Below are 13,560 nucleotides of genomic sequence, written 5' to 3'. Positions count from 1 at the left end.
AAACAAGTTCCTTTCAGTATTTTCAAGCATCTGATCCTCATTTTCACTGTCTGTTTGGAATGAACAAGGTCTTAAGGACCTAAGGCCAGCCAAGTAGTTTCTCACTTGCTTTCAGCTGAGTTACTTGTTGCTCTCATATTTATCCCTTCTGTTTTCTGTATGGAATAGCTGACTCCGCCGCTCAAAGTCCCACAAGCCCTTTCTTCCACCATGATTTATAAATCAGCTTCCCGCGACCGAAACCTCGGGGCCGGTTTAGTTGAGCACCGAGAAACATTGCTTAGCCCCAATTTCTACAAGCTTCAGCTGAAGCCCCTCGACAAAACCCCGAAGTACAAGCAGATTGTGCAATCGGTGATTACGGATATTGAGCGGGGACTACTGAAAAATGGTGACCAACTCCCTTCCATCAGCGAGTTGAGCGTGGAATACTATCTGGCCCGCGACACAGTGGAAAAAGCCTACCGAGAGTTGCGGGAACGAGGTTTTATCACGTCGGTGCAAGGCAAGGGCTACTACGTGCAGGCCAACGACAACACCAAGCTGAAGATTCTGCTGGTATTCAATAAGCTCAGTTCCTACAAGAAAATCATCTACTATGCCTTCCTGGAGGCCCTCGGCGAATCGGCTACCGTTGACCTCCAGATTCACCATTACAACGTGAATCTGTTTCAGGAAATCATCGAGAAAAGCCTGGGCAAGTACAACTACTACGTGGTGATGCCGCACTTCACGCTGGACACGCCCAAAGCTACCTACCAAAACATTCTGAACACCATTCCGTCGCAGGAGTTGGTGCTGCTCGACAAGGATATTCCGGACCTCAAGCACGACTGCCTGCGGGTGTTTCAGGACTTCGACAAGGACATTTTCGGGGCGCTGGAAAACACCGCCGACCTGCTGGAAAAGTACTCCCGCCTGGTGCTCATTCTGCCCTCCGATGCCAACCACCCCGAGGAGCTACCGTGGGGTTTTCGGTCGTTCTGTTTGTTGCACAACAAGACGTTTGCGGTAGTGGAAAACGCTATGAACGAGGTACTGCAAGTGGGTACCGCGTACGTTGTTATCCGGGAAACCGATTTGGTGGAACTGGTGAAGAAAATGCGCCAGACCAGCTACTTACTGGGCCGGGAAGTGGGCGTCATTTCGTTCAACGAAACCCCGCTGAAAGAGCTGCTGAACATGACGGTTATTACCACCGATTTCGAGGCTATGGGCCGCACGGCCGCTACCCTGCTGCTCGATAAGCAACGGGTGAAAGTCAAGAACCCCTTCTACACCATCCGCCGCGGTTCGCTCTAAATTCGCAACAGCCCCGGAGCGCCAGTAAACAGGCTAATCCCAGGAAAAAACACGACACACAGGAGAGTTCATAACAGTTTATGCAGGGTTGAAGCGCTACTTTGTTGTCTCAATCCTTGTCCCGCCACTACAGAATGAATCCGACTTCTCTGCTTTAGCACGACGAGTTGATTCACTCTTCATTACTTCTTCCCTATGCTTTCTGCATCCCGCATTCAAGACCTCAACCAGCCCCTACTGGAGGAGCATAAGCTCCAGTTCGACTTCCTGTCCGATGCGCTGAGCCGCCGCCAGCTAGACGCCAGCCAGGTAGTGCAGCAGCTCGTTGATTTTCAGGTGGCTATTCCGAGCTGGGCCTTGGGTACAGGCGGTACGCGGTTTGGGCGTTTCCCGCTGGGTGGCGAGCCGCGCAACCTGGAAGAGAAAATCAACGACGTGGGCTTGCTACACCAGCTCAACGGCTCGTCCAACTCCATTTCGCTGCACATTCCGTGGGATATTCCGCAGGACATTGCCGGTTTGCAGCAGCAGCTCAGCGAGCAGAAACTGGTGATTGACTCGGTGAACTCCAACACCTTCCAAGACCAGAAAGACCAGCATTACTCCTACAAGTTTGGCTCGCTGAGCAACACCGAAGAAGGTGCCCGCCAGCAGGCTATTCAGCACAACATCGACTGCATCCGGCACGGCCAATCTCTGAACGCCAAAACCCTGACGGTGTGGCTGGCCGATGGCTCGAACTTCCCTGGGCAGCAGCACTTGCGCCGCGCGTATTTGCGCACCCAAGAGTCATTGGCGGCTATCTACGAGGCCATGCCTTCCGACTGGAACATGCTGATTGAGTACAAGCCCTACGAGCCGAACTTCTACTCCACCGTTATTCCCGACTGGGGCACGTCGTACTCGCTGTGCCAGTCGCTGGGCCAGAACGCCAACGTGCTGGTGGATTTGGGCCACCACTTGCCGAACACCAACATCGAGCAGATTGTGGGCCGCTTGCAGCAGTTTGGCCGCTTGGGTGGCTTCCACTTCAACGGCTCGATGTACGGCGACGACGACCTGACCACCGGCAGCAGCAAGCCGTTCCAGCTATTCCTCATCTTCAACGAGCTGGTAGATGCTGCCCGCGACCAAGCGGTGAGCAACCCCACGGTGGCCTACATGATTGACGCCAGCCACAACGTGAAAGACCCGCTGGAAGATTTGTTGCAGTCCGTGGAAAACATCCTCAGCGCCTACGCCAAGGCGTTGCTAGTAGACCGCGCCGCCTTGTATGAGGCCCAGGAAAACAACGACGTGGTACGGGCCGAGGAAATCATGCGCGACGCCTTCCTGACCGACGTTCGGCCGCTGGTGGCCGAGGCGTATCAGCGGGCCGGCGGAGCACTTCGTCCGGTGGCTGCTTACCGCGCCGCGGGGGTCCGCGAGCAGCTGATTCAGCAGCGCGGCAAACTCAGCTTGTCCACCGGTTTGTAAGCCCTGCTCCTCATGGCCACGAAAAAGAAGAGTATCTACGCAGTATTTGACATTGGCAAGACCAACAAGAAGCTGATCCTGTTCGACGAGGACCGCCAAATCATTGACGAGCAGCAGCACGTGTGCACCGATGCCCTCGATGACGACGGGTTTGTGTGCGACCATCTGCCCCGCCTGACGCAGTGGGTGCAGGACCATTGGAAGGAGTTGCGCAACCACCCACACTACACCGTGAAGGGCGTCAACTTCACGGCCTACGGTGCCAGCTTCGTGCACCTCGATGCTGAGGGCCAGCCGGTGCTCCCGCTTTACAATTACCTCAAGCCGATGCCTGAGGAAATCAGCAAGAAGTTCTACGACATGCTAGCGCAGTCGCCGGAAGAACTGGCCGCCGAAACCTGCTCGCCGCAGATGGGCATGCTCAACTCGGGGATGCAGTTGTTTTGGTTGAAACACGCCAAGCCGGAGCAGTACGCCCGCATTCACACGTCGCTGCATTTGCCGCAGTACATGTCGTACTTAGTGTCGGGCGAGAAGTTCAGTGACTTCACCTCGGTGGGTTGCCACACCAACCTCTGGGACTTTGAGCAGGGACAATACCACGATTGGGTGCGCCGCGAGGGCATTGACGAGAAGCTAGCCCCGCTCACCAAAGACTCTATTGCCTCGGTGGTAGATGGTATTATGGTGGGCGTAGGCATGCACGACAGTTCGGCAGCCGTAATGCCCTACCTAGCTGAAACCGATGAGCCGTTCGTGCTGGTTTCTACCGGTACGTGGTCCGTCACCATCAATCCATTCAACAGCCAGCCGCTTACGCCGGAGCTACTGCGCCGGGACAGCCTAAGCTTCCTGACGCCCCGCGGCCAGCCTATGCGTGCCGCCCGCGTATTCCTGGGCCGGGAGCATGACTACCAGGTGCAGCGCATTGCCGCACACTTCCACGTCAAGCCTGATTTCTACCACTCGTTGGTATTGGCCCGTCCTTACGACGAAGCCTCAGCCAGCTTCAAGCCGGCGTGTATGGCTGGTACTGGCCCGTTCCCCAATGAGCCTGCCGCCGAGTGGGACATCACCGGTTTCCGCACGGCATCCGATGCGTATCAGCACCTTATGCACGGCCTGATCAACCTGCTACTAGAATCCATTCATTTGGTGTGGCAGGGCGAGAAAATCATCTACGTAGATGGTGGCTTTGCCCGCAACCCGCTGTTCATGCAAACGCTAAGCTGGAACTTCCCCAAAGCGGAAATCCGCACGCTGGAAGTCCCGCAGGCCACGGCCCTCGGCGCGCTGGTGCACTTGGAACAAGGCGAAGCTTGGAAAAAAACTCAATTGCTGTTCAACTAGTTGACAGTAAAATAAACAGAACGTCATGCTGAGCTTGCCGAAGCATCTAGCGTGCTGACGTCGGATTACTAACCCAACGTCAGCACGCGAGATGCTTCGGCAAGCTCAGCATGACGTTCTGCTGTCAACAAACAACCAACTACCAAAAGATGAAAGTCGCCTTATTCGTGCCGTGCTACGTCGACCAGTTTTACCCACAGGTGGGTATTGCGTCGTTGCAGCTCCTGGAGAAGCTGGGCGTACGCGCGGAGTTTCCGGCCGCGCAAACCTGCTGCGGCCAGCCGCTGGCCAACAGTGGCTGCGAACGGGATGCCCTGCCCATCTACCGGCACTACGTTGACACCTTCGCAGCATACGACTACGTGGTGGCCCCTTCCGGTAGCTGCGTGTACCACGTGCGCAAGCACTTCGACAAGCTGGAACAAACGTCTGATGTGCAGCACGTTCGCACCTCGGCTTACGACCTAATCGACTTTATCTACAACGTACTCGGCGTGAAGGAAATACCTGGCTCGTTTCCGCACCGGGTGGGGCTGCACCTGAGCTGCCACGGCCAGCGCGGCCTGCACCAAGCCAACGAATCGGAAATGACGCCGGTGCGCGACGGACAACTGCGGCAGCTATTGGGCTCTTTAGAGGGCATTGAGCTAACCCACTTGGACCGCAACGACGAATGCTGCGGCTTTGGCGGTACATTCTGCGTATCGGAAGCCGCCATTTCGGCGCGCATGGGTCAAGACCGGGTAGCCGACCACCTGCGCAACGGCACCAGCGTGCTTACCGGCGGCGACATGTCGTGTTTGATGCACTTGGAAGGCATTGTGCGGCGCGGCAAACTGCCGATGCGCGTAATGCACGCCGCCGAAATTCTTAACGGAACTATCTCATGAACCACGCCACCCGCGCCGCTAAGTTTATTGGGGATGCCGACCGTACCACTTGGCACGACGAAACGCTCTGGTTTGTGCGCACCAAGCGCGACAAAGCGGTGTACGCCGTGCCTGAGTTTCAGGACCTGCGCGAACTAGCTTCCCAAATCAAAAACCACACGCTCAGCAAGCTGGATTTCTACCTCGAACAATTCGAGGAGCAAGCCAAGCGCAACGGCGTGCACGTGCACTGGGCCGCCGATGCCGACGAGCACAACGCCATCATCCTCGACATCATCCGGCAGCACAACGCTACGCGCATCGTCAAGAGCAAATCGATGCTGACCGAGGAGTGCCACCTGAATCCGCATCTGATTGCCAACGGCATTGAAGTAGTGGACACCGACTTGGGGGAGCGAATCATTCAGTTGCGCGACGAGGCCCCGAGCCACTTGGTGCTGCCCGCCATTCACTTGAAAAAGGAGGATGTAGGCGAAACGTTCTTCCAGCACCTAGGCACCGCCAAAGGTGAAGTAGACCCACAGGTACTGACTGAAGCCGCCCGCCAGCATTTGCGGGCCCGGTTCCTGGCGGCGGAAGTAGCCATTTCGGGCGTCAACTTTGCGGTGGCCGAAACCGGCGGGATAGTTATTTGCACCAACGAAGGCAATGCGGACTTGGGCGTGAACCTGGCTCACGTGCATATTGCGGCCATGGGCATCGAGAAGTTGATTCCGCGCCTCTCCGACCTGTCGGTGTTTACGCGGCTGCTGGCGCGCAGTGCCACCGGGCAGCCCGTTACCACCTACACCTCGCACTACACCAAGCCCGCCGCCGACAAGGAGATGCACATTGTCATCGTGGACAATGGACGCACCAAGCAGCTCGGCCGGCCCGATTTCCGGGCGTCGCTGAAGTGCATCCGGTGCGGGGCGTGCATGAACACCTGCCCGGTATACCGCCGCAGCGGCGGCCACTCCTACGATGCCACCGTGCCGGGCCCGATTGGGTCCATCCTGTCGCCGAACATCGATATGAAGAAGCACAGCTCGTTGCCGTTTGCTTCCACGCTGTGCGGCTCCTGCTCCGATGTGTGCCCCGTCAAGATTGACATCCATACGCAGCTCTACAAGTGGCGGCAGGTGCTGGCCGAAGCCAACGAAATACCGGCCTCCAAGAAGTGGAGCATGAAGCTGATGGGTCGTTTCCTGACCAGCCCCCGCGCCCTCGGCATCGGTGGTAAGCTGGCCCGCCACGGCATTAAGTTTCTGCCCTACAGCCTCACCCACGCCCGCCACTTCAACGTGTGGGCCGTGGCCCGTGAGCTGCCGGAGCCGCCCAAGCAGAGCTTCCACGAATGGTACAAGCAACAACAGGTGAAATAGTGAGATGGTGGACTGGTGAGTTTGATGTTCACTCTGCACAAGTGGCGCAAACCGAACATCAAACTCACCAGTCCACCATTTCACCACTTCACAATTTCACTATCGCCCTTGAGTAGTTCACGCGAGAAAATTCTGGCCGCTGCCCGCGCCAACAAACCAGAGGAAACCCTGCTGCCCACCGTCCCTAGTTTTGAAGGCGATGCGTCGGCCGAACGGTTTACGGAAGTTCTGACCAGCATTGGGGGCCAAGTGATATGGCTGGAAGGGCCTGAGCAACTACAGCAGGTACTAACGCAGCTGTTTCCCGACTCCCGCATTTCGGCCTCTCCCCTTTTCCCCGGTACGCTCCCTGTTGATGCCCTCACGACCACCGAAGTGCTGGCCGATGTGGATTTGGCAGTGCTGCCCGGTGAAATCGGCGTGGCGGAAAACGGCGCTATCTGGCTGCCCGAAGCGAACATGATGCACCGCGCCCTGCCCACCATCACGCAGCATTTAGTGCTGGTGCTCGACCACAAGCGTATCGTGGCCACCATGCACCAAGCCTACGCGCAGCTACCCTCTACGGGCGGCTACGGCGCTTTCGTGGCCGGTCCTTCCAAAACGGCTGACATCGAGCAGTCGTTGGTGATTGGGGCGCACGGAGCGCGCAGCTTGATAGTGCTGCTGTATTAGGCGGCGTGAACAGCAAAATATAATGGGGCCTCATTCCAAGTTTGTCATGGAATGAGGCCCCATTATATTTTGCTGTTCACAAACCCTCAGCCGGGCGTTTAGCTAATACTCTAATTCGCGTTGTTCGATGAGTTACGCGAAACGGATTATGCTTTAGCACCCAACGCATACCAAAGAAGCTACCCCCAAACGGAAGTAGCTTCTCCAACTCACTTTTCTTCACTCTAAAAACTTGGTGCCGGCGCTGTTTTGCACGGCTGTTATTTTTTGGCTGTTGGCCTGATGTTGAGTGCTTTTGTAGTTGATACTATAGCTTTTTACAGCAGCACTTGCGTTTCAACTACGCTTAATATTCAGCGTTTTGCCGTTGTCAATGATGCTGTATGTATTGATTGAGAAAATGGGTTGCTGGAAGGGGTGGTTTTAGCGCCGGCTTGCTTGCCCAGACAGGGCCAACAACGGCGGTAGCGGATTGTGCTGGGTCCGTGAACGAGCTTAGCCAAGCAAGCAACAAAAACAGCAAGAGCGGTTCATTAGGCAATGGGTGCAGTCGGTCGGGAATGCAAATCTTCGGGCTACAACTTTCAACTTAACGCGTGGCAGGGTAGGGTAAGACGGATTCCCACGGCCGCAATGCCCGGTTCTGCCACGCGTCAGTTGAAAGAAACTTCACTCACATTCAAAGCTGCCAAAACTCCACTATACAACCCTCCCGCACCCTCCTGATATCTAAAAAAAAGTTAGTACTCACTATTTCGTTGACAAACAGAAGAGGCCCATGGCGCTAAGTGCCATGGGCCTCTTCTGTTATAATATGCTACTACTGCTTTCTACGCCTGATGAAACAGACGCTCCAACGGTTTCACCACCGGAGAGTTATCGGGGTTTGTTTCCATCAAATCGGCCATGTAGGCCCACCAACGTTGCATGATGGGTAGCGTCGGCAGCTGGTCGGCGGTGTGGTTGGGTGTGCGTTTCTGAACCGCGAACAGGGTGCCGCTAGCCGAATCGAGGTAGATGGAATAGTCGCGGATGCCGGCTACTTGCAGGGCCTCGGTCAGTTCCGGCCAGATTTCGTTGTGCCGACGCTCGTATTCAGCCACGTTGCCCGGCTTGAGTTGCATGGTGAAGGCTATTTCTTCCATTGCTTGGATATGGTTGACGGAATGGTTTCGTTGATTTCCTAAACGGTCAGGCTTTTCTACTGCACCTTGGCTGGTTGAGAAGCCGAAGCAGTAGGCGTCAGGGTAACAGGGCCTAGCAAACCCGATTCCTGTGGCGTCCATTTTTCGGCGGTGAACAAGCCCTGCTCGTTGCGGTTTTCCTTGAGCTTGGCGGCCACGTTCACGTTGTAGAATTTGCGGTACTCAACGTGGTTCTTGTCCATGTCGATGATGCGGTTGGCCATGCCGTTGCTGACCGTAACGGTCAGGCTGTTGGTTGCTTGCAGCTGCTCTTTCGGCACGAACACCTGGTACACCGGCCCGATGAGCGTGCCCAGTTCCTTGCCGTTGAGTTGCACGCGGGCACTCTGCGCTACACGGCCCAAATCGAGCAGGTAGCCAGCATTCGTACCCTGCGGGGTTGGGAAAGTAGTGGTATAGGTGGCCGTACCCGAGAATTTCTGCCCAGCCTCACCCGCTAGCGTGGTCCAGGAGTCCAGCTTGGTGGTCTTGATGGGTGCGGGCAAGGTTGGCCCACCCGACACGAACTGGACGTTCCAAGTGCCATTGATGGGCTGCGGTGCGCCGGCCGGTTTCACGTAAGCGTAAGCTGGGCCAGTGGCACCAGTTTCGTTGGTTTCCAGAATGCACGACTCGCCGGGGGCCAGCTGTACGTATACCTCTGGCATGCCGCCTGCGGCCGTGCGCGTAGAAGCCATGCCGAACTTTTCGGTCATGGGGTTGTAGAGCGCCACCGATTTGGCAGCAGTTTGCAGCGGCAGCCAGCCATTCATGGCCTTGTCGCCCCAGTTAGCTACAAAGTAGTAGTGACCCTTGGCGTGGCGGCGGCGCTCAAACTCCAGGCCGGTATCCACCATTTTCTCGCGCTTCAGGCCAGCTTGCGCAAGCAACTGGTCTACGTCTTTGCCCACTAGAATGCGGCCCTTACCCACCGTGGCTTGCTGTACGCCGGCTTGCTTACTGGCTGTCAGCTTGATTTGGGCCAGCAGTTTGCGGAAGGCACCGCGGCGGCTGTCGAGGCTGCCGAGGCCGGGCACGTCGGCGGGCAGCTTGTTCTCCATGACGATGGTGGCGCCGCCTTCGGCCAGTTTCACGAGTTGTTGCAAGGTGGGCAGCGGCATCAGGCTGGCATCGGGCACCAGGATGGTGCGGTAGCTGGTGCCACCGGTTTGCAGGGTGTTGCCCGCGGCTTTCACCCCCAGCAGCTGCTTGTCGGAAATATAGTCGAAGCCGTAGCCGCGCTTGAGCAGCACCTGGCTGGCGTCTTCTACAGGCAGGCCTTTGAAGCCGTGCTCGATGCCATCAAAGTGCTGCAACATCACCTTGCCGGGCCGCACGTAGGAGTCGTAGATGGGCAGGTACACCAGCACGTCGTTGGCGGGTTTGCCGGCTTGCATGAATGACTGGCAGCGGGCTACGTACTTGTTGAGCTGGCCGAAATCGGTCCAGAATGTGTTGTTGGGGTTGAAGTGCACGGCGGCGTAGAATATCCAGCCGGGCCACGCAGCGGCCTGCGGCGAATAGTTGGTGCCGTGGTAGAACGTGTGATTGACGCCGCCGAGCAGCATCCGGTCCATGGCCTTTTTCACGTCCGAGAGCTTGGACAGGAAATGGTCGTTTTCCCAAGTGGCCGACTCGGCTGAGGTGAGCGGCTTGCCCGTAACGTGCGCCGCCGACGAAGCAAACTTGATGCGCACCAAATTCTCTCCTTCCGTCTCCGGAATGTCGGTGGCGGCGTAAAGGTCCAGGATGTTGGCTGGCGAGCCGTGAGCCTGGTTGCGGATCAGCGCATCGTGGGTTTTGGCCCAGGTGGCCCAGGTTTTGGTGTAGTTTTCGAGCAGCAGCTCCGATATGGTTTCCCGGTAATCGGATAGCACACGCTTGTTTTCGTCGTCGGACGCCTTGCCGAACAGCGCGGGCAGGTGCTGACGCAAATCGTAGGAGCGGCGCTTCTGGAACTCGGCAAACAGCTGGGGCGTCCAGTTGCCCTCGCCCTGCGCGTCATCTACCTCATAGGAGTCGTTGAAGAAGGCGCGGATGGGCTTCACGTCGCGGCCTTTGAAGGCTTGGTCGAAGTGGCGCAGGTAGTTGTCGGTAGCAGTTTTCGAGAAGTGGTCGATTACGTCGCCTTCGCCGCCGGGGCCGGCGCGCTCCACCATCTTGCCGTGCCAGCCTTGGAACACGCCGTAGAGGGTCCAGTTGCCGGCCGGCGCAGTCCAGTTCAGCTTGCCATCAGCGGCTACTTTACTGGTCAAATCCAGCACCGCACCTTTATCAGAATACGCCATGAGCGTCTGCAACGGCAGCGGCTTCTCGAAGCGCACCTGGTCGAAGGCGCGGAGCTGCAAATCGGGATTCTTGGCAATCGGCTCGACTAGCTGCTTAATGTCAACCCGCGGGCCAATCATGCGCAGCAGCGGCTGCTGAATGAAGCGCACCGGCTCTTTCAGCTGCTCGCCGCCTTTCACCGAGTAGGTCTGAGAGGCCACGTACTTACAGGCGTCTTCCGACGTCACCCAGGGCCCACCAAAAGGCCAACCCGAAGCCTGCGCCATATCCACGCCCATGCCCAAGCGGCCCGCCTCGGTGAGCGTGTGCGTGAGCATATCCATCCACTTCGGTTCCAGGAAGTTGATGAACTGGTCTTCGGCACCCTTCACGCCGTAAATCGTGGTAATTTCCACGCCGCCTAAGCCGGCCTGCTGGTACTGAGTGAGCAGGCGCGTGAGGTCCGGCTTGTTCACGGCGCTGCCCTCCCACCACCAGCGCGTCCAGGGTTTGGTTTGCTGCGTGATTTCCGGCCACTTCGGCGCCTGCGCCTGAGCAGTGTTTTGGGTGAGGGCAGCGGCGAAAAGCAGGGAAAGCGCGAGGGGAGTTTTCATAAGTCAGAAAGGCAAGTGGGGTGCTTGTAAGCTAGAAAGCTAGTTTCCCGCCTTGTTGAAAGGAGGGGTGGCCGCAGGCCGGGGTGGTTTGCTAGAGCTAGAAGGTTAGGGCTAATTAGATTCTGGCGGGTCGTTCAACGATTTTACCACCCCTAACCCCTCCTCAAAAAAGGAGGGGAACTAGCTTTCCAGATCTAGTATCAGCAATGAGAGACGCAATAATTTGCGTCTCTCATTGCTGGTTTACTTCATCTTGTAAATTTCACTGCCGGCCAGCAGGAAGCAACCGAGGCCGTAGTCTTCGAAGTCGGGGGTGCTGGTGTAGCTGACGGGCTGGCCATCTTTGGGCTCTTTGCCGGTGCCTTGCACGTACCCCAACTTGCCGTCGGGGTGCACGCACTCCTTGGCCATGGCGTTCCAGGCTTTGGCAATGATGGGCTGGTACTGCTTGGCATCAAGCAGGCCGTTGTTAATGCCCCAGGCCATACCGTAGATAAACAACGACGTGCCGCTTACTTCTTTACCACCGAAATGCGTAGGGTCGTGCAGGCTGACATTCCAGTAGCCATCGGGGCGCTGGAGGGGCGGCAGGGCCTTGATCATGTTCATATACATCTGCTCGTATTCGGCGCGGTGGGGGGCGTCTTTGGGCATGATTTCGAGCACGCGCACCATAGCACCTACCACCCAGCCGTTGCCGCGGCCCCAATAGCAATCCTCGCCGTTGGGCTCCTTATAAGGCGGCACGAAATCTTTGTCGCGCCACCAGAGTTGGTCTTGCGGGTTGTAGAGGCCGTTGCCGCCGTGCACCGTTTTCGAGTAGTTGTAGATGCGGTACATCTTCTCGTAGTAGGCGGTGTCCTTGTACATCACGCCCAGTTTGGCGTACACGGGCATAGCCATTTGCAGGGCGTCAATCCACCACCAATCATCCACCTTCGGGCTGTTTACCATCAGGTCGATGCTGGCCTTGATGTCGCGGATGCGCTCGGGCTTGGGGTCTATTTCGTAGAGGGCAATGTAGGTTTGGCCCGCGCACTGGTTGTCGGCGTTGCGGGTGGAAACGCCGTTGTTCAGGCCCCATTGGTGCTTTTCGCCCCAATCCACGGCGTAGTCGTAGTATTGCTTCTGCTTGTCGATACCGTGGAGAGCCATTAGGCCTTCGTAGTACACGGCGCGGGTCCAGATGTGGCTAGGGCGCGCTTTGTTGGTTACGATTTCCTTGCCTGTATCCGGCCACTTCTTCATGAAATAGCTGTTGGTGAGGCGCATGGTTTTGAGCACGGCCTTTTTCTTCGGCATCTTCTGGGCCTGCGTGGCTACCGTAACTGAAGTGGTCAGCAGAGCCCCCAGCAACAAGGATTTCCAACGTGGATACTGGTTTATCAAACGGCTTGTCGGGATTTTCAGCATGGTGGAAGTGGGTGGATTAAAGAGCGCAGGCACGGTGGGTGGCTTGCGAATAACGGGTTGAAGGAAGGAAGGCTGCTTCCGTAAGCTGTCCTGTACTGTGCGGGTTGACCGTTAATTGCGTCAATGTCGCAATGCAGAGGCGGAGCATCTCGCGTGGCGTCGCTTGGTCTGGTCTGGCAACGTCAGCACGCGAGATGCTTCGGCTCCGCCTCTGCATGACGGACTAGGAGGTGTTAACAGTAGGTATTATGTTTGGGACATGGACTATTTGTTGACCGATGTGCAGTGGGCGCGGCTTGCGCCGCTGCTGCCAGGGCGAGTCGGCACCAAAGGTGGCCGCGGGCAGGACAACCGCCGGTTTGTGGAAGCGGTGCTGTGGCTAGCCCGTAACGGGTGCCGGTGGCGGGCCTTGCCGGCCGAATGGGGCAACTGGCACACCACGTACACGCGCTTCCAGCGCTGGACCGTTTCGGGCGTGTGGGCCCGGGTGCTGGCGGCCGTGCAACAGGACGACGCGTTGCACACGCTGCTGGTCGACTCGACTACCGTGCGGGCCCACCAGCACGCGAGCGGGGCGCGCAAAAAAACGGGCCGCAAGCCCTCGGACGCAGCCGCGGCGGCTTGACTACCAAACTGCACGTGGTGAGCGATGCCCGCGGCCGGCCCGTGCGCCTGGGCCTGACAGCCGGTCAGCGCCACGACGCTCCGCAGGCCTTGCCGCTGCTCGATGGGCTGGCCCCAGCCTACCTGCTTGCCGACCGGGGCTACGATTCCGACCCGCTCGTAGCCGCCCTGGCGGCCCGCGGCATACACGCCGTGATTCCGCCCCGGCGCAAGCGCCGCCACCCGCGGGCCTACGACGCGGCCCGCTACGCCCAACGCCATTCCGTGGAGCGACTCTTCAGCCGCCTCAAGCAGTTTCGGCGCGTAGCTACTCGGTATGACAAGTTGGATGCGCATTTTCTGGCCTTTGTTCATCTTGCCGCAATCGTCCTCTGGTTACGCGACTGTTAACACTCCCTAG

10 protein-coding genes are annotated in these 13,560 nt (G+C 57.7%); 7 read left to right on the top strand and 3 right to left on the bottom strand.

The features are described from left to right. The first annotated feature begins 210 nt into the window (after positions 1–210). From G536_RS0115190 to G536_RS0115165, 6 genes are all read left to right on the top strand, one after another. Positions 211–1,302: a GntR family transcriptional regulator gene (locus tag G536_RS0115190; RefSeq protein WP_022824460.1), complete on the top strand. Its 1,092-nt coding sequence runs from the start codon at positions 211–213 to the stop codon at positions 1,300–1,302. Positions 1,303–1,497: 195 nt separating this feature from the next. Further along, positions 1,498–2,778, top strand: a complete 1,281-nt coding sequence (locus G536_RS0115185; RefSeq protein WP_022824459.1) for a sugar isomerase — start codon at positions 1,498–1,500, stop codon at positions 2,776–2,778. Positions 2,779–2,790: 12 nt separating this feature from the next. Next, a complete protein-coding gene (locus G536_RS0115180) occupies positions 2,791–4,128 on the top strand; it encodes an FGGY-family carbohydrate kinase (protein ID WP_022824458.1) in 1,338 nt (445 codons plus the stop codon). A 149-nt stretch (positions 4,129–4,277) separates the two neighbouring features. Next, positions 4,278–5,018, top strand: coding sequence for a (Fe-S)-binding protein (locus G536_RS0115175; RefSeq protein ID WP_022824457.1), 741 nt, complete (start codon positions 4,278–4,280; stop codon positions 5,016–5,018). Then, complete coding sequence (locus G536_RS0115170) at positions 5,015–6,382, top strand: lactate utilization protein B (protein WP_022824456.1); 1,368 nt, start codon at positions 5,015–5,017, stop codon at positions 6,380–6,382. Before G536_RS0115175 ends, G536_RS0115170 begins: the two co-directional genes overlap by 4 nt. 108 nt (positions 6,383–6,490) lie before the next feature. Next, entirely contained in the window at positions 6,491–7,057 is a 567-nt protein-coding gene (locus G536_RS0115165) for a LutC/YkgG family protein (protein ID WP_026880219.1), read from the top strand. Between the two features lie 830 nt (positions 7,058–7,887). Here G536_RS0115165 and rhaM read toward each other — a convergent pair. The 3 genes from rhaM to G536_RS0115150 form a co-directional block, all read right to left on the bottom strand. Beyond that, positions 7,888–8,202: an L-rhamnose mutarotase gene (gene rhaM, locus G536_RS0115160; protein ID WP_022824454.1), complete on the bottom strand. Its 315-nt coding sequence runs from the start codon at positions 8,200–8,202 to the stop codon at positions 7,888–7,890. A 56-nt stretch (positions 8,203–8,258) separates the two neighbouring features. After that, complete coding sequence (locus G536_RS0115155) at positions 8,259–11,123, bottom strand: glycosyl hydrolase (RefSeq protein ID WP_022824453.1); 2,865 nt, start codon at positions 11,121–11,123, stop codon at positions 8,259–8,261. Positions 11,124–11,366: 243 nt separating this feature from the next. Then, positions 11,367–12,425: a glycoside hydrolase family 88/105 protein gene (locus tag G536_RS0115150; RefSeq protein WP_245575848.1), complete on the bottom strand. Its 1,059-nt coding sequence runs from the start codon at positions 12,423–12,425 to the stop codon at positions 11,367–11,369. Positions 12,426–12,795: 370 nt separating this feature from the next. Between G536_RS0115150 and G536_RS0115140 the strand changes: the two genes are divergently transcribed. Further along, positions 12,796–13,550 (top strand): IS5 family transposase gene (locus G536_RS0115140; protein WP_425402139.1). Its coding sequence is split into 2 segments (ribosomal slippage): positions 12,796–13,126 and positions 13,126–13,550, totalling 756 coding nucleotides; the frame shifts between segments, so codons are not numbered across the junction. The last annotated feature ends 10 nt before the right edge of the window (positions 13,551–13,560 follow it).

The organism is Hymenobacter norwichensis DSM 15439 (genome assembly GCF_000420705.1).
Lineage (GTDB): Bacteria > Bacteroidota > Bacteroidia > Cytophagales > Hymenobacteraceae > Hymenobacter > Hymenobacter norwichensis.
The sequence above is the reverse complement of the archived record's forward strand: the minus strand, read 5'-3'. Positions and strand labels throughout refer to the sequence as shown.

What these genes read in the sequence shown, in the direction of transcription:
- G536_RS0115190 (WP_022824460.1), top strand. Translation starts at nt 211, where the DNA reads ATGATTTATAAATCAGCTTCCCGCGACCGAAACCTCGGGGCCGGTTTA.
- G536_RS0115170 (WP_022824456.1), top strand. Translation starts at nt 5,015, where the DNA reads ATGAACCACGCCACCCGCGCCGCTAAGTTTATTGGGGATGCCGACCGT.
- rhaM (WP_022824454.1), bottom strand. Translation starts at nt 8,202, where the DNA reads ATGGAAGAAATAGCCTTCACCATGCAACTCAAGCCGGGCAACGTGGCT.
- G536_RS0115185 (WP_022824459.1), top strand. Translation starts at nt 1,498, where the DNA reads ATGCTTTCTGCATCCCGCATTCAAGACCTCAACCAGCCCCTACTGGAG.
- G536_RS0115180 (WP_022824458.1), top strand. Translation starts at nt 2,791, where the DNA reads ATGGCCACGAAAAAGAAGAGTATCTACGCAGTATTTGACATTGGCAAG.
- G536_RS0115150 (WP_245575848.1), bottom strand. Translation starts at nt 12,425, where the DNA reads ATGCCGAAGAAAAAGGCCGTGCTCAAAACCATGCGCCTCACCAACAGC.
- G536_RS0115175 (WP_022824457.1), top strand. Translation starts at nt 4,278, where the DNA reads ATGAAAGTCGCCTTATTCGTGCCGTGCTACGTCGACCAGTTTTACCCA.
- G536_RS0115155 (WP_022824453.1), bottom strand. Translation starts at nt 11,123, where the DNA reads ATGAAAACTCCCCTCGCGCTTTCCCTGCTTTTCGCCGCTGCCCTCACC.